This is a genomic window from Streptomyces asiaticus, assembly GCF_018138715.1.
Classification (GTDB): domain Bacteria; phylum Actinomycetota; class Actinomycetes; order Streptomycetales; family Streptomycetaceae; genus Streptomyces; species Streptomyces asiaticus.
Genome location: NZ_JAGSHX010000006.1, coordinates 2,270,481 through 2,290,587 on the forward strand (window position 1 = coordinate 2,270,481; position 20,107 = coordinate 2,290,587).

Here is a 20,107-nt window from a genome sequence, read left to right on the forward strand (position 1 = left end):
TGTCCCCACGACAGCCCCCGCTGCCAGGGCTGCCGATCTTCGCGCGGGTCAGCCCGCCTCGGGGTCTCCCTTGGTGTAGCTGAGCCGCTGGACGGCCCCGCTGGTGCCCACGTTCTTCACTTCCTTGCCGTTCACGAACAGCTTGATCGCCCCGGCGTTGCCCAGCACCAGGTCGATGCGCCTGCTGTCGCTGAAGGTCTTGGAGTCGCCCTCGCGCAGCACGCCCTCCTGGATCAGCCGGCCGTTGTGGTCCTGGGCGGAGATCCAGCTCTGGCCGCCCTCGGCGGTCAGCTTGACGGTGACCTTGTCCGCCGGGACGCCCGCGATGGCGCTGTCGGACGGGTCGGGCTTGTGCGGGGTGGCGGGCTTGGAGGGGGCGGCGGTGTTGGTGGGCGCGGAGGCGCTGGGCTTGGGCGAGGCGGGGTCCTCGGCGACGCTCGAGCCGTCGCCGTCGCCGCCCCGGAACAGGGTGAAGCCCACGAATCCGACGACGGCGACGATCGCCGCGACCATGGCGGCCGTCCAGTTGGGCCGCCGGGGCTCGGGGCGGATCCGCTCGGCCTCGAACAGCGGCGCCGGCGCGGTCGGCGCGGGCCGGCCGCCGTGCTCGGCGTCGAACTGCGCGATCAGTGACTCCGGATCGAGGCCCACGGCGCGCGCGAGCACCCGGATGTGCCCCCGGGCGTAGACATCGCCGCCGCAGCGCGAGAAATCGTCCTGCTCGATGCCCCGCACGATGGGGGTGCGCACCCTGGTCGAGGAACTGACCTCGTCGACGGTCAGCCCCGCGGCGATACGGGCCTGCTGGAGGGCGCGACCGATGGAAGGCCGGTCGTCTTCGGGGGAGTTGCCGTCTTCGGGAAGGTTGCCGATGGACACGGGGGCGCCTTTCGAGCGTGAGCCACCTGCTGGGGGTTCAGTCTAGGGGTGGGGCGAAAGGGTCGGGCAAGCGGGAGGACGGAGTTTGTCCGCCATCGGGATTGCCGTTCGATCACGATTTTGGGGTCTCACTCCGCCACCTCCCTCAACTTGACGTTTCGGTAGGGGAAACGGTTGCCCGCCAAACCCTTATGGGTGAGCCTTACCGCGGATCACGTCGAGCACGCCATCCAATTCATCCGGCTTGACGAGCACATCGCGCGCCTTGGATCCCTCGCTCGGGCCGACGATGTTCCGGGACTCCATGAGATCCATCAGCCGCCCCGCCTTGGCGAAACCCACCCGCAGCTTGCGCTGGAGCATCGACGTCGAGCCGAACTGGGTGGAAACCACCAGCTCAGCGGCCTGGCAGAGCAGATCGAGATCATCGCCGATCTCCTCGTCGATCTCCTTCTTCTTCGACGTCCCGACCGTCACGTCGTCGCGGAAGACCGGTGCCATCTGCTCCTTGCAGTGGGCGACGATCGCCTCGACCTCGGACTCGGTGACATAGGCGCCCTGCATCCGGGTGGGCTTGTTCGCGCCCATCGGCAGGAAGAGGCCGTCGCCCTTGCCGATCAGCTTCTCGGCGCCGGGCTGGTCCAGGATGACGCGGCTGTCGGCCAGCGAGGAGGTGGCGAAGGCGAGTCGTGAGGGCACATTGGCCTTGATCAGACCGGTGACGACGTCCACGGAGGGCCGCTGGGTGGCCAGCACCAAGTGGATTCCGGCCGCGCGCGCCAGCTGGGTGATCCGCACGATCGAGTCCTCGACATCGCGCGGTGCGACCATCATCAAATCGGCCAGCTCGTCGACGATCACCAGCAGATACGGATAGGGCTTGAGCTCCCGCTCGCTGCCCTCGGGCTCCTTCACCTTCCCCTTGCGGACGGCCGCGTTGAAGTCGTCGATATGGCGGAAGCCGAAGGCCGCGAGGTCGTCGTAGCGAAGATCCATCTCCCGCACGACCCATTGGAGCGCCTCGGCGGCGCGCTTGGGGTTGGTGATGATCGGTGTGATCAGATGCGGAATGCCCTCGTAGGCGGTCAGCTCCACCCGCTTGGGGTCGACCAGCACCATCCGCACATCGTCCGGCGTGGCCCGGACCATGATCGATGTGATCAGGCAGTTGATGCAGGACGACTTGCCGGAACCGGTCGCGCCCGCCACCAGCACATGCGGCATGGTGGCCAGGTTGGCCGCCACATAGCCGCCCTCGACGTCCTTGCCCAGCCCGACGAGCATCGGATGGTCGTCGCCGACGGAATTCGCCGAGCGCAGCACATCGCCCAGGTTGACCATCTCGCGGTCGCTGTTGGGGATTTCGATGCCGACGGCCGACTTGCCGGGGATCGGGCTGATGATACGGACATCGGGGCTGGCGACCGCGTAGGCGATGTTCTTGGTGAGCGCGGTGATCCGCTCGACCTTGACGGCCGGGCCCAGTTCCACCTCGTAGCGGGTGACCGTCGGGCCGCGGGTGAAGCCGGTGACGGCGGCGTCCACCTTGAACTCCGTGAACACCTTCGTCAGCGAGTCCACGACCGCGTCGTTGGCCGCGCTGCGGGTCTTGCCGGGGCCGCCGCGCTCCAGCAGGTCGAGCGAGGGCAGCGAGTAGGTGATGTCGCCGGAGAGCTGGAGCTGCTCGGCGCGCGGCGGCAGCGGCGCGCCGGACTCGACCGCGGCCCGGGTGAGATCGGGGACCTGCTGCGGATCCGCCTCGTCGGCTCCGTCCGTACGGCCCTTCCCGGCCGCCGCCTTGCCCTTGGCGCCGCCCTTACCGGACTCCTTGTCGGCGTCGCGCGCGCCCGGCACCCCGCCGCTCGCGGCTCCGTCCTCGCGCTCGCCCGAAAGCCCGTTGCTGAGCCCGGCGACGAGCGGCGAGGGCTGCACACCGTGCAGCACGGCACCGTCCAGCGAGGCGGCCGCGGCGGCCGCCACGTCCACCGCGTCCAAGGGCCGGTCGAGCGGCGGTTGGGTGGCCGACGAGCGGCGCGAGCGCCGGCGCTTGCGCAGCGCCTCCTCCTCGGCCCGCTCCGGGCCTCCGGCACCGTCCGGGTCCTCTTTGGCGAGCGGGGCCCTGCGAGGCCGCCTGCCGGGCGTCTCGCGCCATTCGTCGGCGTACTCCGCCGCGTCGTACCCGGCCTCCGACGCGTACGCGTCCTCGTCGTCCCGCACCAGGCCCAGCCGGACGCCCAGCTGCCGCAGCCGCTGCGGAATGGCGGCGACCGGCGTCGCGGTGACCACCAGCAGCCCGAAGACGGTCAGCAGCACCAGCAGCGGTACCGCCAGCACGTCCCCCATCAGGTAGATCAGCGGCCGGGAGACGGCCCAGCCGATCAGACCGCCCGCGTCCTGCATCGCCGCGGTGCCCTGGCCGCGCCCCGGGGCGCCGCAGGCGATGTGCACCTGCCCCAGGACGCCGATGACGAGCGCCGAGAGCCCGATGACGATCCGCCCGTTGGCCTCCGGCCGCTCCGGGTGGAGGATCAGCCGGACGGCGATGGTGCCCAGCAGTATCGGCACCACCAGGTCGAGCCGGCCGAAGGCGCCGGTGATCAGCATCTCGACCAGCCTGCCGACCGGCCCGTCCAGATTGGACCAGGTGCCCGCCGCGACGATCAGGGCGAGGGCGAACAGCAGCAGGGCGCTGCCGTCCTTGCGATGGGCCGGGTCGAGTCCCTTGGCGCCGCGTCCTATGCCGCGGAACATCGCCGCGAGACCGCGCGCCATGCCCATCCACACGGCGCGCGCGATACGGAACACGCCGCTGGTGGGGTTCGGGGCGGGTGCGGGAGCCGCCTTCGCCGCCGCCTTCTTCGACGCGGCCTTCTTCGCGGGCGCGGCGGACTTCTTGGCGGGTGCCTTCTTCGCGGGCGCCTTCTTGGCGGCCGCCTTCTTCGCCGCGCCTCCGGACTGCCCGGCGCGCTTCTTCGAGGTGCCCGCCGTGCTCTGGGAACCCTTGCCGGACGTACGAGAGGCCATGGAGGCGAGATTACCCGCGTCCGCCGTACGGAGCACGCATGGCGGGGGTATCAGGCACCACTGACGTCACACCGGTGCCGCTGCGCCGACGGGGCGGTGAGACGGCCGTGACGGCGCGTCAAAGTGCAGGTGACCGGTCGGCGATGACCGACCGACGGTGACGGCGGGGCGGGCGGATCAGTTCTGCGAGGGGACCTGGCCGGCGCCGCTGCCCGCGCCCGGCTCCAGCGCGTCCAGCGCCCGCCGCAGACCGGTCAGCTTGCGCTCCAGATGGGCCGCGGTGGCCACGGCGGCGGCGTCGGCCGACTCGTCCAGCTGCTTGGACAGCGCCTCGGCCTGCTCCTCGACGGCGGCGAGCCGCGCGGACAGCTCGGCGAGCAGCCCCGCCGACTCCTTGGCCTCCCCGGCGGCGGGCTGGCCGCCCTCCAACTGGAGCCGCAGCAGCGACGCCTGCTCCCGCAGCTGGCAGTTCTTCATGTAGAGATCCACGAAGACCGAGACCTTGGCTCTGAGCACCCACGGGTCGAAGGGTTTGGAGATGTAGTCCACCGCGCCGGCCGCGTAGCCCCGGAAGGTGTGGTGCGGGCCGTGGTTGATCGCCGTGAGGAAAATGATCGGGATGTCGCGGGTCCGCTCCCGCCGCTTGATGTGCGCCGCGGTCTCGAATCCGTCCATGCCCGGCATCTGGACGTCCAGCAGAATCACCGCGAAGTCGTCCGTCAGCAGCGCCTTGAGCGCTTCCTCCCCTGACGATGCCCGCACCAGGGTCTGATCGAGCGCGGAGAGAATGGCCTCCAGCGCCAGCAGATTCTCCGGCCGGTCATCGACCAGGAGGATCTTGGCCTTCTGCACCATGCCCCGTCCTCCTCGTCCCGGCTTGGGGTCTCCCCAGCTCGCAGAGCTGGGGAAAGCACCGGGCGCCGCCCCAGGGGACGGCTCCCTTGCGCCGCCCGTCCTTGTGCCGGTCATGGTAGCCGCACCCCGCTGTTCGCCACACCCTGTCACCGCGATGTCACTGTGCACGTAGCAGAAACGCGGTGGGAGACCAGAAGGTTCCCCGAATACCGCGTTCCCACACGTGTTCGGCGACACTCAGTCAACACCACGGTTGTCCCGCGCGTGCCTCGGGTCACTCAACCGACATCCACTGCTCCATCACCGTAAGGAGATGATCGGTGTCGACCGGCTTGGTGACGTAGTCCGACGCGCCCGCTTCGATGCTCTTCTCCCGGTCGCCCTTCATCGCCTTCGCGGTGAGGGCGATGATCGGCAGCCCGGCGAACTGCGGCATCCTGCGGATCGCGGCCGTCGTGGCGTATCCGTCCATCTCCGGCATCATGATGTCCATCAGGACCAGTACGACATCGTCGTGCTGCTCCAGGACCTCGATGCCCTCCCGGCCGTTCTCCGCGTACAGCACCTGGAGCCCGTGCTGCTCCAGCACGCTGGTCAGCGCGAAGACATTACGGATGTCGTCGTCGACGATCAACACCTTTTCGCCGTGGAAGCCGCCCGCCGGCTCCGGGGCCACCAGATCCTGGCCGCCCAGCAGCCACGGCTCGGGGGCCTGCGCCTGCCGTCCCTGGCGGCGGCCCGCCGACGGGGTGCCCGACTCCGTCTCCGGCTGCGGCGGGGCCTGCTCCACGTCGGTCCGCGGCGCCTCCTGCTCGGCGCGCTGACGCCGCCAGAAGAGCCCGGAGCCGCCACGGCCGCGCGCCGCCTGGGAGCCCTCGGAGGCGTCCTGTGCGGCCTCCTCCCGGTCCGCCGCGGCACCGTTCTCCGTGGTCTGCTCCACGGCGCCGGGGAACGCCTCGAGCGCCAGCGGGGCCGAGCTGCTCGGGGCGAGCTGCGGGTACCCGTGGGGCGGCAGCTCGCTGGGGTGCAGCGGCAGGTAGAGCGTGAACGTCGAGCCGCGGCCCGGCTCGCTGGCCGCGTGGATCTCGCCGCCCAGCAGCCGGGCGATCTCCCGGCTGATGGACAGACCCAGTCCGGTGCCGCCGTACTTACGGCTGGTGGTTCCGTCGGCCTGCTTGAACGCCTCGAAGATCACCCGCATCTTGCTCGCCGCGATGCCGATACCGGTGTCGGTCACCGAGAACGCGATCATGTCGGCGTCCGCGTCGCGCAGCGCACCGTGCTCCAGCAGCTGCTCCCGGATGCCGTGCGGCACATCCGCGCCCGCCGGCCGGATGACCAGCTCCACGGCGCCGCTGTCGGTGAACTTCACCGCGTTGGACAGCAGATTGCGCAGCACCTGGAGCAGCCGCTGCTCGTCGGTGTGCAGCGTCGCCGGGAGCTCCGGCGACACCCTTACGGAGAAGTCCAGGCCCTTCTCCGCGGTCAGCGGCCGGAAGGTGGCCTCCACATAGTCGACGAGCTGCACCAGGGCGATACGGGTCGGGCTGACGTCCATCTTGCCCGCCTCGACCTTCGACAGGTCCAGGATGTCGTTGATCAGCTGGAGCAGGTCCGAGCCCGCGCCGTGGATGGTCTCGGCGAACTCCACCTGCTTCGGCGAGAGGTTGCCGTCGGCGTTGTCGGCGAGCAACTTGGCCAGGATCAGCAGCGAGTTGAGCGGCGTGCGCAGCTCGTGCGACATGTTCGCCAGGAACTCGCTCTTGTAGCGCATCGAGACCGCGAGCTGCTCGGCGCGCTCCTCGAGCACCTGCCGGGCTTCCTCGATCTCGGTGTTCTTGACCTCGATGTCGCGGTTCTGGCGGGCCAGCCGGTCGGACTTCTCCTCCAGCTCCGCGTTGGACGCCTGGAGGGCCTTCTGCCGGTTCTCCAGCTCGGCCGACCGCTCGCGCAGCTGCTCGGTCAGCTCCTGCGACTGCTTCAGCAGCACCTCGGTCTTGGTGTTGACGCTGATGGTGTTGACGCTGGTGCCGATCATCTCGGCGATCTGGTTGAGGAAGTCCTTCTGGATCTGGGCGAACGGCTGGAACGACGCCAGCTCGATCACACCCAGCAGCTGCCCCTCGAAGAGCACCGGCAACACGATCACATGGGCCGGAGCCGCCTCACCGAGCCCCGAGGCGATCTTGAGATAGCCCGGTGGCACGTTCTCCACCAGGATCGGGCGCTTCTCCTCGGCGACCGTGCCGATCAGCGTCTCACCGGGCTTGAAGCGGTTGGGCATCGAGCCCTGGGTGTAGCCGTAGGAACCGACCAGCAGCAGCTCGTAGCCGTCGTCGGAGGTGCTGTCCGCGACCACATCGGTGCCCTCGCCGGGCGGTACGGCCAGGAAGAACGCACCGTGCTGGGCGGAGACCACCGGGGTCAGCTCGCTCATGATCAGCCGGGCGACGTCCTCCAGGTCGCGGCGGCCCTGCATCAGACCGGAGATCCGGGCCAGGTTGCCCTTGAGCCAGTCCTGCTCCTTGTTGGCGAGGGTGGTCTCGCGCAGGTTGGCGATCATGGTGTTGATGTGGTCCTGGAGGACCTGGATCTCGCCTGAGGCGTCCACGTCGATCTTGAGGTTGAGATCGCCACGGGTCACCGCGGTGGCCACCTCGGCGATGGCGCGCACCTGACGGGTCAGGTTCCCGGCCATCTCGTTCACCGACTCGGTCAGGTCCTTCCAGGTGCCGGCCACGTCCCGCACCCGCGCCTGGCCGCCCAGCTGGCCCTCGGTGCCCACCTCACGGGCCACCCGGGTCACCTGGTCGGCGAACGACGAGAGCTGGTCCACCATCGTGTTGATGGTCGTCTTCAGCTCGAGGATCTCGCCGCGCGCCTCGATGTCGATCTTCTTGGTCAGATCACCCTGGGCGATGGCCGTGGTGACCATCGCGATGTTGCGCACCTGGCCGGTCAGGTTGGACGCCATCGAGTTCACGGACTCGGTGAGGTCCTTCCACGTCCCCGAGACGCCGGGCACCCGGGCCTGGCCGCCCAGGATGCCGTCCGTGCCCACCTCACGGGCCACGCGGGTGACCTCGTCGGCGAACGACGACAGCGTCGTCACCATCGTGTTGACGGTGTCGGCCAGCGCCGCGACCTCACCGCGCGCCTCGACCGTCACCTTCTTCGTCAGATCGCCGTTGGCGACCGCGGCCGAGACCTGCGAGATGTTCCGCACCTGGATGGTCAGGTTGTTGGCCATCAGGTTGACGTTGTTGCTCAGGTCCTTCCAGATACCGGTCACGCCCGGAACCCGCGCCTGACCGCCCAACTGCCCCTCGGTGCCCACCTCACGGGCCACCCGGGTGACCTGCTCGGCGAACGACGACAGCTGGTCCACCATGGTGTTCACCGTGGTGACCAGCTCGAGGATCTCGCCCTTGGCATCGACGGTGATCTTCTTCGACAGATCGCCCTTGGCGACCGCCGTCGTCACCTCCGCGATCGAACGCACCTGGGACGTCAGGTTGTTGGCCATGCTGTTGACGGACTGGGTGAGGTCCTTCCACGTCCCGGAGACGCCCTGCACCTCGGCCTGGCCGCCCAACTGGCCCTCGGTGCCCACCTCGCGGGCGACCCTGGTGACCTCCTCCGCGAAGGACGACAGCTGGTCGACCATCGTGTTCAGAGTGTTCTTCAGCTCCAGGATCTCGCCGCGCGCATCGACGTCGATCTTCTGGGACAGGTCACCGCGCGCGACCGCCGTGGCCACCTGCGCGATATTGCGCACCTGGGCGGTCAGGTTGCCCGCCATGCCGTTCACCGAGTCGGTCAGATCGCGCCAGACGCCCGCCACACCGGGCACCTGCGCCTGACCGCCCAGCCGGCCGTCCGTACCCACCTCGCGGGCGACCCTGGTCACCTGCTCGGCGAAGTCGGAGAGCTGGTCGACCATCGTGTTGATGGTGTTCTTCAGCTCCAGGATCTCGCCGCGCGCGTCGACCTCGATCTTCTGCGACAGATCGCCGCGCGCGACCGCGGTCGTCACCTGGGCGATACCGCGCACCTGCGCCGTCAGGTTTCCGGCCATGGAGTTCACGGAGTCGGTCAGGTCCGCCCAGACGCCGCTGACCCCGTCCACCCGGGCCTGACCGCCCAGCCGGCCCTCGGTGCCCACGTCCCGCGCCATCCTGGTGACCTGGTCGGCGAACGAGGACAGCTGGTCCACCATGGTGTTCACGGTGTTCTTCAGCTTGAGCATCTCGCCGGAGACGTCGACGGTGACCTTCTGCGACAGATCGCCGTTCGCCACCGCGGTGGTCACCTGGGCGATGTTGCGCACCTGTCCGGTGAGGTTCCGGAACGCGGTGTTCACCGAATCGGTGAGATCCTTCCACGTCCCCGCCGCACCCGGCACCTGCGCCTGACCGCCCAGCTCGCCCTCGACGCCGATCTCCCGGGCGACCCGCGTCACCTCGGCGCCGAACGACTGCAACTGGTCCACCATCGTGTTGACGGTGTTCTTCAGCTCCAGCATCTCTCCGGCCACATCGACCGTGACCTTCTGCGACAGATCACCGTTCGCCACCGCCGTCGTCACCTGGGCGATGTCCCGCACCTGCGCGGTGAGGTTCCGGAACGCGGTGTTCACCGAATCGGTGAGATCCTTCCACGTCCCCGCCGCACCCGGCACCTGCGCCTGACCGCCCAGCAGCCCCTCGGCGCCGACCTCGCTGGCCACCCGCGTGACCTCGTCAGCGAAGGTGCGCAGCGTCTCGGTCATGGTGTTGATCGTGTCGGCCAGCTGCGCGACCTCGCCACGTGCGCTCACCGTCACCTTCTGCGACAGATCACCGTTGGCGACCGCCGTGGTGACCTGGGCGATCCCGCGCACCTGCGCGGTCAGGTTCCCGGCCATGAGGTTGACGGAGTCGGTGAGGTCCTTCCAGACGCCCGCGACGCCCGGCACCTTCGCCTGACCGCCGAGCTCACCCTCGGTGCCCACCTCACGGGCGACCCTGGTCACCTCGGAGGCGAAGGAGGAGAGCTGGTCCACCATCGTGTTGACGGTTTCCTTCAGCTCGAGCATCTCCCCGGACACATGAACCGTGACCTTCCGGGACAGATCACCCTTGGCCACCGCCGTGGTGACGAGAGCAATGTCACGCACCTGAGCGGTGAGCCGGGAGGCCATCGTATTGACGGACTCCGTGAGATCCTTCCACGAACCCGACATTCCGCGCACCCGGGCCTGACCGCCCAGCTTGCCCTCGGTGCCGACCTCGCTCGCGACCCGAGTCACCTCGTCGGTGAACGCCGAGAGCTGATCCACCAGGCCGTTGACCGTGCGGCCGACCTTCAGGAACTCACCCCGCAGGGGATGCGCCGACCCGTCGGAGCCCTGGGCCCGCAGGTCCATGCGCTGCTCCAGGTCGCCCTCGGCGACCGCCGACAGCACCCGGCCCACCTCGGACACCGGCCGTACGAGATCGTCCACCAGGGCGTTGGACGCGTCAATGGCCGCGGCCCACTGCCCCTCACAGGCGCCGGTCTCCAGCCGCTCGGTGAGCTTGCCCTCACGGCCGACCACCCGTCGCACCCGGGTCAGCTCGCCCGTGAGCTGTAGGTTGCGGTCCGCCACCTCGTTGAAGACCGCGGCGATCTCGGACATCACGCCCTCGCCCGAGACCGTGAGCCGCTTGCGGAAGTTCCCGTCCCGCATGGCCGTCATCGCGGTCAGCAGCCGGTTCAGGGCCGCCGTCTCCACTTCAGTCGTCCCATTGCTCCGGGACCGTCCGCCTTTCGCGCGCGTATTCGTGCCCCGCGCCGCTGCGCCAGACTCCACCGTGTCCCTCCCGCAGGGTTGACCGTCCTCGTCGGGTTCTTCTTCCAGCTTCCCCAGTGTTTCACCATGCCCCAACCAGGCCATAACAGTTCGGCAGCATCCCACACCGCCGAGGGCACCTCTGGGTGGAATCGAGACCGACCGGCATTCGCGACGGCATCGGTGGTAAGTAACCTGGCAACCGGCCAGGGCATCGGAGGGGCGCTGCGACATGGGTGAGCAGTTCGCCGAGACACTTATGAGGAGACCTGTGATCACCGCGCGGGCAGCCGCCACCTTCGAGCCGGTGGGACGCTCGGTCGCCGCCGCCCGCACCTTTGTCCGGGACACCCTCCAGGGGTGGGGCCTCACCGACATCGTGGACGACGCCGTCGTCCTGACCAGCGAACTTGTCACCAACGCGGTGGTGCACGCCGGTACCACCGCCGATGTGGTCTGCATCCGCGCCGACACCGGCGTGCGCGTCGAGGTCGCCGACCGCTACCCCGAGCGCGAGGTCCCGCTCCAGAGCAACGGCGGCCACCACTTCGGGCACCCCGACCGCGAGGGCGGCCGCGGTCTGCTGCTGTGCGCCGCGCTCGCCGCCCGCTGGGGCGTCGAGTACACCGCGACCCACAAGCAGGTATGGTTCCAGCTCGACTTCCCCGACCGCCCGGCCGGCACCCGGGCCGCCGGGCCCGCCCTGCCCTCCAGCGCCCTGCCCATCGCCGACTCCCGGGTCCGGGTCGGCGTCGTCCAGGTCGACAGCGGCGGACTGATCAGCGCCTGGAACGACGACGCTCAGGAGCTGTTCGGTTACCAACCGGAGCAGATCATCGGCAAGCCGCTGACCGACCTCGCGGCCTGGCCGCACACCCCCGGCACCGGCACCGGCGTCGCCGAGGCGCTCCTGCTCTCCCGCTGGGAGGGCTCCTACGGCATCCGCGGCGCCGACGGCCGGGTCTCCCCCGTCTACGCCTCCCACCTGCGCATCCGCGACGCCGAGGGCGAGCCGTCCACCGTCTGTCTGCTGGTGCGCGACCGCGAGCGCGCCGTGCTCCAGAGCCCGATGCGCGGTGCGAACGTGGACACCGCCGAAACCGCCGAGCGGGGCCCGGCCGCCGACGCCTTCGAGGTCTTCATCGGCTCCCCGGCCCCCGACGACCTCGACGGACTGCTCCAGCGCACCGTCGAGCGGGCCCGCGACATGCTCGACGGCGACGCCGCCTACCTCCTGCTCGCCACCGACGACGAGACCGAGCTGGAGGTCCGCGCCTCCACCGGGCTGCCCTCCGCCCGCCAGCGCTTCGCCCGCGTCCCCGTCGAAGCCGGCACCGGGCGCTATGGCTCGGCCCGGATGCCCGCCGTCCACGAGGACCTGTCCGCGGTGCCCGGCGCCGTTCCCCTGCTGGTGAACACGGGGATGCGCTCCGTGGTCACCGTCCCGCTGAAGGTCGAGGGCCGGCTCACCGGCTCGCTCGGCGTCGCCGCCGAGTCCCCCGCCCGCTACAGCAACGAAGAGGCCCTGCGGCTGCAATTCGCCGCCGACCGCATCGCCCTCGCCGTCGAGCGCGCCCGCCTCACCGAGCTGGAGCGGCTGCGCCGCGGCTCCCTGTCCTTCCTCGTCGAGGCGTCCGACCTCCTCGCGGGCACGCTGGACCGCGACCAGACACTGGCGCTCATGGCGCAGATGACGGTGCCCACGCTGGCCAGTTGGTGCGCCGTCTATACGGTCGCCGACCAGGCGTCCGAGCCCGAGCTGTCGTACGTTCTGCATGAGGACGAGGACCGCATCGACGGGCTCAAGGCCCTGCTGATGAAGATCGACCCACCGGAGCAGGTCCCCACCGGCGGCGCCCGCAGCTGGTCCGGCCCCTACGACGCGGCCCACGCCGCCGCCCTGCGCACCTCGCTGCGCAGCCTGAGCCTCGGCGACTCCGCCCGCCCCTCCTCCGGCCCCGGCGCCTCGCTCGCGACCGCCTCCGCGGTCGGCGGGGAGACGGTCGTGCTGCCCCTGGTGGCCCGCAACCGGGTCATCGGCATGCTCATCCTCGGCAAGCCCACCGACGAGCACTTCCGCCAGGAGAACCTGGAGCTGGCCGAGGACCTGTCCCGCCGGGCCGCGCTCGCGCTGGACAACGCTCGGCTCTACTCGGAGCGCACGGCGATCAGCCAGTCCCTCCAGCGCAGTCTGCTGCCGCCCGAGCAGCCCGAGGTCCCCGGAGTGGAGGTCGAGGTCATCTACCGCGCGGCAGGCGAGGGCAACGAGGTCGGCGGCGACTTCTACGACCTCTTCCCGATCCGCGACGGGGCGTACGGCTTCGCCATCGGCGACGTCTGCGGCACCGGACCCGAGGCCGCCGCGGTCACCGGACTCGCCCGGCACGCCCTGCGGCTGCTCGCCCGCGAGGGCTTCGGCGGCCCGGCGGTCCTGGAGCGGCTCAACGCGGCGATCCTCGACGAGGGCGCCCGCAGCCGCTTCCTGACCCTCCTCTACGGCGAGTTGTGGCCGCAGCACGACGGCAGCGCGGTGCTGAAGGTCGTCTGCGCCGGACATCCGCTGCCGCTCCGGCTGCGCCAGGACGGCAGCGTGGAGGCGGCGGCCGAGCCCCAGCCGCTGCTCGGCGTCATGGAGGACCTCGAGCTGTACGAGCAGACGGTGACGCTCGACCCGGGCGATGTGCTGCTGTGCGTCACCGACGGCGTGACGGAGCGGCGCGAGGGCACCAGGATGCTCGGCGACGACGGCCTTATCGACGTCCTCACGACCTGCACCGGCCTTACGGCGGGCGCGGTGGCCGCCCGGGTGCTGCGGGCGGTCGAACGCTTCGCGGCGGAGCCGCCGTCCGACGACATGGCGATCCTGGCGATGCGCGTCCCCGAGCCCGAGCCCGCCGACGCCTGAGGCGGCCGGGCGGGCCGGGGCCCGCCCGGCGCTGCCCGAACATGACGAAGGCCCCCGCCAAGTGGCGGGGGCCTTCGCAGGAGAGCCCCAATACGGAATCGAACCGTAGACCTTCTCCTTACCATGGAGACGCTCTGCCGACTGAGCTATTGGGGCGCGTCGACGAGATCGATCATACCCGAACTCGGGTGCGCTCCCGACCACCCGCCCCGTGGCTCAGGCGGCTGACTGAAGCAGCCCGCCCAGCGCGTTGCAGGCCGAGACCACACGCTGCAACTCCCGCCGCGACATGGTCGGATCGACGGGCAGCGCCAGGCACTCATCGGCCGCGCGCTCGGTCTCCGCGAGCCACAGATCGCGCCGGAAGCGCGCGGTGCGGTGCGCGGGAGTCTGTACGGGCACATGGCATACGACGCCGCGAGAACGCAGCGTACGGGCGAAGGCGTCCCGGTCCGGCCGGCCATTGCCGGGGACCCGGACGACGTATTGCTGGTAGGTGTGTTCCACACCGGGCGCGACAGGCGGCGTGAGGACGCCACGCAGCTTTCCGTCCAGATAAGCCGCGTTGGCCTGCCGCCGCAGTATCTCCCCGGCGGGCTCGCAGGCAGCCCCGTATCCGATCACCAGCACGCCGTGCCGCTGGCCGAGCTCGGTGAGGGCCGCCATGTCGGCGGGATGTCCGAAGGTGTGAATGGCCACGATGGCCGCGGTCCTGGGCGTCAGCGCCTCGGCCACCGCGGCCGGGTCTATGCAGTAGGTATGGGCGTCGATGTCCACGAACACCGGCCTGGCGCCGGCCAGCAGCACCGCTTCCGCGGCCTCGGGAGTGCCGTAGGACGGCACGATGACCTCGTCGCCCGGTCGCACACGCGCCCGGGTCAACTCATGCAGCAGCTCATCCGTAGGAGTCCCCATGAGCGGCATCGTGCCCAGACAACATGAACACCGAGTGGCTCGCAACACAACATGAGAAGAGCCCTGCCGGTGACCGAAGTCCCGACAGGGCTCTCTGCAAGATTTGTCCGGCGGCGTCCTACTCTCCCACAGGGTCCCCCCTGCAGTACCATCGGCGCTGAAAGGCTTAGCTTCCGGGTTCGGAATGTAACCGGGCGTTTCCCTAACGCTATAACCACCGAAACACTATGAAGTTGAACCGGACCCAGCCCACACAAAGGGGGCGGTCGGACGGTTCATTGCTTCAGAACCAACACAGTGGACGCGAGCACCTGAGGACAAGCCCTCGGCCTATTAGTACCAGTCAACTCCACCGGTCACCCGGCTTCCATATCTGGCCTATCAACCCAGTCGTCTACTGGGAGCCTTAACCCATCAAGTGGGTGGGAGCCCTCATCTCGAAGCAGGCTTCCCGCTTAGATGCTTTCAGCGGTTATCCCTCCCGAACGTAGCCAACCAGCCATGCCCTTGGCAGAACAACTGGCACACCAGAGGTTCGTCCGTCCCGGTCCTCTCGTACTAGGGACAGCCCTTCTCAAGACTCCTACGCGCACAGCGGATAGGGACCGAACTGTCTCACGACGTTCTAAACCCAGCTCGCGTACCGCTTTAATGGGCGAACAGCCCAACCCTTGGGACCGACTCCAGCCCCAGGATGCGACGAGCCGACATCGAGGTGCCAAACCATCCCGTCGATATGGACTCTTGGGGAAGATCAGCCTGTTATCCCCGGGGTACCTTTTATCCGTTGAGCGACGGCGCTTCCACAAGCCACCGCCGGATCACTAGTCCCGACTTTCGTCCCTGCTCGACCCGTCGGTCTCACAGTCAAGCTCCCTTGTGCACTTACACTCAACACCTGATTGCCAACCAGGCTGAGGGAACCTTTGGGCGCCTCCGTTACCCTTTAGGAGGCAACCGCCCCAGTTAAACTACCCACCAGACACTGTCCCTGATCCGGATCACGGACCCAGGTTAGACATCCAGCACGACCAGAGTGGTATTTCAACAACGACTCCCCCTGAACTGGCGTCCAGAGTTCACAGTCTCCCACCTATCCTACACAAGCCGAACCGAACACCAATATCAAGCTGTAGTAAAGGTCCCGGGGTCTTTCCGTCCTGCTGCGCGAAACGAGCATCTTTACTCGTAATGCAATTTCACCGGGCCTATGGTTGAGACAGTCGAGAAGTCGTTACGCCATTCGTGCAGGTCGGAACTTACCCGACAAGGAATTTCGCTACCTTAGGATGGTTATAGTTACCACCGCCGTTTACTGGCGCTTAAGTTCTCAGCTTCGCGGGATCGAAATCCCACTAACCGGTCCCCTTAACGTTCCAGCACCGGGCAGGCGTCAGTCCGTATACATCGCCTTACGGCTTCGCACGGACCTGTGTTTTTAGTAAACAGTCGCTTCTCGCTGGTCTCTGCGGCCACCACCAGCTCACACCGCAAGGGTGATCACCAGCAATGGCCCCCCTTCTCCCGAAGTTACGGGGGCATTTTGCCGAGTTCCTTAACCATAGTTCACCCGAACGCCTCGGTATTCTCTACCTGACCACCTGAGTCGGTTTAGGGTACGGGCCGCCATGAAACTCGCTAGAGGCTTTTCTCGACAGCATAGGATCATCCACTTCACCACAATCGGCTCGGCATCAGGTCTCACCCTTAAATGAGGGACGGATTTACCTACCCCTCGGGCTACACCCTTACCCCGGGACAACCACCGCCCGGGCTGGACTACCTTCCTGCGTCACCCCATCACTTACCTACTACCACCTTGGACCGGCGGCTCCACCACTCCCCTCAACTCCGAAGAGATCAGGGCGGCTTCACGGCCTTAGCATCAGAGGATTCGATACTGGGCGTTTCAAAGCGGGTACCGGAATATCAACCGGTTGTCCATCGACTACGCCTGTCGGCCTCGCCTTAGGTCCCGACTTACCCTGGGCAGATCAGCTTGACCCAGGAACCCTTAGTCAATCGGCGCACACGTTTCTCACGTGTGTATCGCTACTCATGCCTGCATTCTCACTCGTGAACCATCCACAACTCGCTTACACGGCTGCTTCACCCGGCACACGACGCTCCCCTACCCATCACAGCCCCCGTTAGAGGTATATGCTGCAATGACACGACTTCGGCGGTACGCTTGAGCCCCGCTACATTGTCGGCGCGGAATCACTTGACCAGTGAGCTATTACGCACTCTTTCAAGGATGGCTGCTTCTAAGCCAACCTCCTGGTTGTCTCTGCGACTCCACATCCTTTCCCACTTAGCGTACGCTTAGGGGCCTTAGTCGATGCTCTGGGCTGTTTCCCTCTCGACCATGGAGCTTATCCCCCACAGTCTCACTGCCGCGCTCTCACTTACCGGCATTCGGAGTTTGGCTAAGGTCAGTAACCCGGTAGGGCCCATCGCCTATCCAGTGCTCTACCTCCGGCAAGAAACACACGACGCTGCACCTAAATGCATTTCGGGGAGAACCAGCTATCACGGAGTTTGATTGGCCTTTCACCCCTAACCACAGGTCATCCCCCAGGTTTTCAACCCTGGTGGGTTCGGTCCTCCACGAAGTCTTACCTCCGCTTCAACCTGCCCATGGCTAGATCACTCCGCTTCGGGTCTTGAGCGCGCTACTCTATCGCCCTATTCGGACTCGCTTTCGCTACGGCTTCCCCACACGGGTTAACCTCGCAACACACCGCAAACTCGCAGGCTCATTCTTCAAAAGGCACGCAGTCACGACCGTGCTCCGAAGAACACGGCGACGCTCCCACGGCTTGTAGGCACACGGTTTCAGGTACTATTTCACTCCGCTCCCGCGGTACTTTTCACCATTCCCTCACGGTACTATCCGCTATCGGTCACCAGGGAATATTTAGGCTTAGCGGGTGGTCCCGCCAGATTCACACGGGATTTCTCGGGCCCCGTGCTACTTGGGAAATACACAAGAGAGCCGTACAGATTTCAGCTACGGGGGTCTTACCCTCTACGCCGGGCCTTTCGCATGCCCTTCGCCTAACCATACGGTTTCTGACTCTCCGACCGGCCGGCAGACCGATCCAGCACACTCCCACAACCCCGCATGCGCAACCCCTGCCGGGTATCACACACATACGGTTTAGCCTCATCCAGTTTCGCTCGCCACTACTCCCGGAATCACGGTTGTTTTCTCTTCCTGCGGGTACTGAGATGTTTCACTTCCCCGCGTTCCCTCCACATACCCTATGTGTTCAGGTATGGGTGACAGCCCATGACGACTGCCGGGTTTCCCCATTCGGACACCCCCGGATCAAAGCTCGGTTGACAGCTCCCCGGGGCCTATCGCGGCCTCCCACGTCCTTCATCGGTTCCTGGTGCCAAGGCATCCACCGTGCGCCCTTAAAAACTTGGCCACAGATGCTCGCGTCCACTGTGCAGTTCTCAAACAACGACCCGTACCCCGTCACCCACACCCATAGCGTGGTACACCGGGACCGGTCGAAGGGACAGGCTCAAGCCCGTGCCTTCAGACACCCAACAGCGTGCCCGACACCATCCGCCTGCTTGCTCTGTGTTCCACGCCGAAGCAGTACTAACAGAGGAAGCATCCGAAACAATGCCGAGTAGTCAACGTTCCACCCATGAGCAACCGTGCAAGACACTTGCTTGCAGTCGGCTATGTGCTCCTTAGAAAGGAGGTGATCCAGCCGCACCTTCCGGTACGGCTACCTTGTTACGACTTCGTCCCAATCGCCAGTCCCACCTTCGACGGCTCCCTCCACAAGGGTTGGGCCACCGGCTTCGGGTGTTACCGACTTTCGTGACGTGACGGGCGGTGTGTACAAGGCCCGGGAACGTATTCACCGCAGCAATGCTGATCTGCGATTACTAGCGACTCCGACTTCATGGGGTCGAGTTGCAGACCCCAATCCGAACTGAGACCGGCTTTTTGAGATTCGCTCCACCTCACGGCTTCGCAGCTCATTGTACCGGCCATTGTAGCACGTGTGCAGCCCAAGACATAAGGGGCATGATGACTTGACGTCGTCCCCACCTTCCTCCGAGTTGACCCCGGCAGTCTCCTGTGAGTCCCCATCACCCCGAAAGGCATGCTGGCAACACAGAACAAGGGTTGCGCTCGTTGCGGGACTTAACCCAACATCTCACGACACGAGCTGACGACAGCCATGCACCACCTGTACACCGACCACAAGGGGGACCCTGTCTCCAGGGTTTTCCGGTGTATGTCAAGCCTTGGTAAGGTTCTTCGCGTTGCGTCGAATTAAGCCACATGCTCCGCCGCTTGTGCGGGCCCCCGTCAATTCCTTTGAGTTTTAGCCTTGCGGCCGTACTCCCCAGGCGGGGAACTTAATGCGTTAGCTGCGGCACGGACAACGTGGAATGTCGCCCACACCTAGTTCCCAACGTTTACGGCGTGGACTACCAGGGTATCTAATCCTGTTCGCTCCCCACGCTTTCGCTCCTCAGCGTCAGTATCGGCCCAGAGATCCGCCTTCGCCACCGGTGTTCCTCCTGATATCTGCGCATTTCACCGCTACACCAGGAATTCCGATCTCCCCTACCGAACTCTAGCCTGCCCGTATCGAATGCAGACCCGGGGTTAAGCCCCGGGCTTTCACATCCGACGCGACAAGCCGCCTACGAGCTCTTTACGCCCAATAATTCCGGACAACGCTTGCGCCCTACGTATTACCGCGGCTGCTGGCACGTAGTTAGCCGGCGCTTCTTCTGCAGGTACCGTCACTTTCGCTTCTTCCCTGCTGAAAGAGGTTTACAACCCGAAGGCCGTCATCCCTCACGCGGCGTCGCTGCATCAGGCTTTCGCCCATTGTGCAATATTCCCCACTGCTGCCTCCCGTAGGAGTCTGGGCCGTGTCTCAGTCCCAGTGTGGCCGGTCGCCCTCTCAGGCCGGCTACCCGTCGTCGCCTTGGTAGGCCATCACCCCACCAACAAGCTGATAGGCCGCGGGCTCATCCTGCACCGCCGGAGCTTTCCACGCGTATCCCATGCAGGAACGCGTCGTATCCGGTATTAGACCCCGTTTCCAGGGCTTGTCCCAGAGTGCAGGGCAGATTGCCCACGTGTTACTCACCCGTTCGCCACTAATCCCCGGCCGAAACCGGTTCATCGTTCGACTTGCATGTGTTAAGCACGCCGCCAGCGTTCGTCCTGAGCCAGGATCAAACTCTCCGTGAATGCTTCCGGGCTATCCCGGCAAACACTGCACGAGAGCGGAACCACCAGAGGAATAATCCAGTGGTTCACAGCGTCCTCGCTGTGTTTTTTCTTCAAAGGAACCTCGTCCACGAGTGGACGGGGTATCAACATATCTGGCGTTGACTTTTGGCACGCTGTTGAGTTCTCAAGGAACGGACGCTTCCTTCGAAACCGTTTCACCGGTTTCTCCGGGCGCTTCCCTTCGGTGTTTCCAACCTTACCAGATCCGATTTCCGGTCGTTTCCGATCCGAATTCCGTTTCCGGTGGCCGCTTGGAGGGCCTTGCCTTTCGGCTTCGTCGACTTTATCAGAATTTCTCCGAGTCGATTTCCACCCCCGCCGGTGGGCCTCTCCGAAGACCGTTGAGTGCTCCGGGTTCCCCTCTGGCGGAGCCGTAAACGTACTGGAGCGGGGCTCCTCGATGCAAATCGAGGAGCCCCGCCGGGTGTTCAGC

At 66.7% G+C, this 20,107-nt stretch carries 6 protein-coding genes, 1 tRNA gene and 3 rRNA genes; 1 reads left to right on the forward strand and 9 read right to left on the reverse strand.

Annotated elements, in window-relative coordinates:
- Positions 1 to 48: 48 nt before the first annotated feature.
- From KHP12_RS17245 to KHP12_RS17260, 4 genes are all read right to left on the reverse strand, one after another.
- The gene (locus KHP12_RS17245; protein WP_211833140.1) at positions 49 to 879 is read right to left on the reverse strand and encodes a helix-turn-helix domain-containing protein; all 831 of its coding nucleotides are present in this window, start codon (positions 877 to 879) and stop codon (positions 49 to 51) included.
- 189 nt (positions 880 to 1,068) lie between these two features.
- Positions 1,069 to 3,903, reverse strand: a complete 2,835-nt coding sequence (locus tag KHP12_RS17250; RefSeq protein WP_211833141.1) for a DNA translocase FtsK — start codon at positions 3,901 to 3,903, stop codon at positions 1,069 to 1,071.
- Between the two features lie 177 nt (positions 3,904 to 4,080).
- The gene (locus KHP12_RS17255; RefSeq protein WP_020868040.1) at positions 4,081 to 4,758 is read right to left on the reverse strand and encodes a response regulator; all 678 of its coding nucleotides are present in this window, start codon (positions 4,756 to 4,758) and stop codon (positions 4,081 to 4,083) included.
- A 274-nt stretch (positions 4,759 to 5,032) separates the two neighbouring features.
- A complete protein-coding gene (locus KHP12_RS17260; protein ID WP_086883560.1) occupies positions 5,033 to 10,591 on the reverse strand; it encodes a HAMP domain-containing protein in 5,559 nt (1,852 codons plus the stop codon).
- A 250-nt stretch (positions 10,592 to 10,841) separates the two neighbouring features.
- Between KHP12_RS17260 and KHP12_RS17265 the strand changes: the two genes are divergently transcribed.
- Entirely contained in the window at positions 10,842 to 13,475 is a 2,634-nt protein-coding gene (locus tag KHP12_RS17265) for a SpoIIE family protein phosphatase (protein ID WP_086883559.1), read from the forward strand.
- Positions 13,476 to 13,558: 83 nt separating this feature from the next.
- Here KHP12_RS17265 and KHP12_RS17270 read toward each other — a convergent pair.
- The 5 genes from KHP12_RS17270 to KHP12_RS17290 form a co-directional block, all read right to left on the reverse strand.
- A tRNA-Thr gene (locus KHP12_RS17270) sits at positions 13,559 to 13,631 on the reverse strand.
- A 60-nt stretch (positions 13,632 to 13,691) separates the two neighbouring features.
- The gene (locus tag KHP12_RS17275) at positions 13,692 to 14,390 is read right to left on the reverse strand and encodes a DegT/DnrJ/EryC1/StrS family aminotransferase (protein ID WP_086883558.1); all 699 of its coding nucleotides are present in this window, start codon (positions 14,388 to 14,390) and stop codon (positions 13,692 to 13,694) included.
- Between the two features lie 105 nt (positions 14,391 to 14,495).
- A 5S ribosomal RNA gene (gene rrf / locus KHP12_RS17280) occupies positions 14,496 to 14,612 on the reverse strand.
- 91 nt (positions 14,613 to 14,703) lie between these two features.
- Positions 14,704 to 17,827, reverse strand: a 23S ribosomal RNA gene (locus KHP12_RS17285).
- A gap of 278 nt (positions 17,828 to 18,105) precedes the next feature.
- Positions 18,106 to 19,632, reverse strand: a 16S ribosomal RNA gene (locus tag KHP12_RS17290).
- The 16S, 23S and 5S rRNA genes sit together here, the layout of an rRNA operon.
- Positions 19,633 to 20,107: the final 475 nt, after the last annotated feature.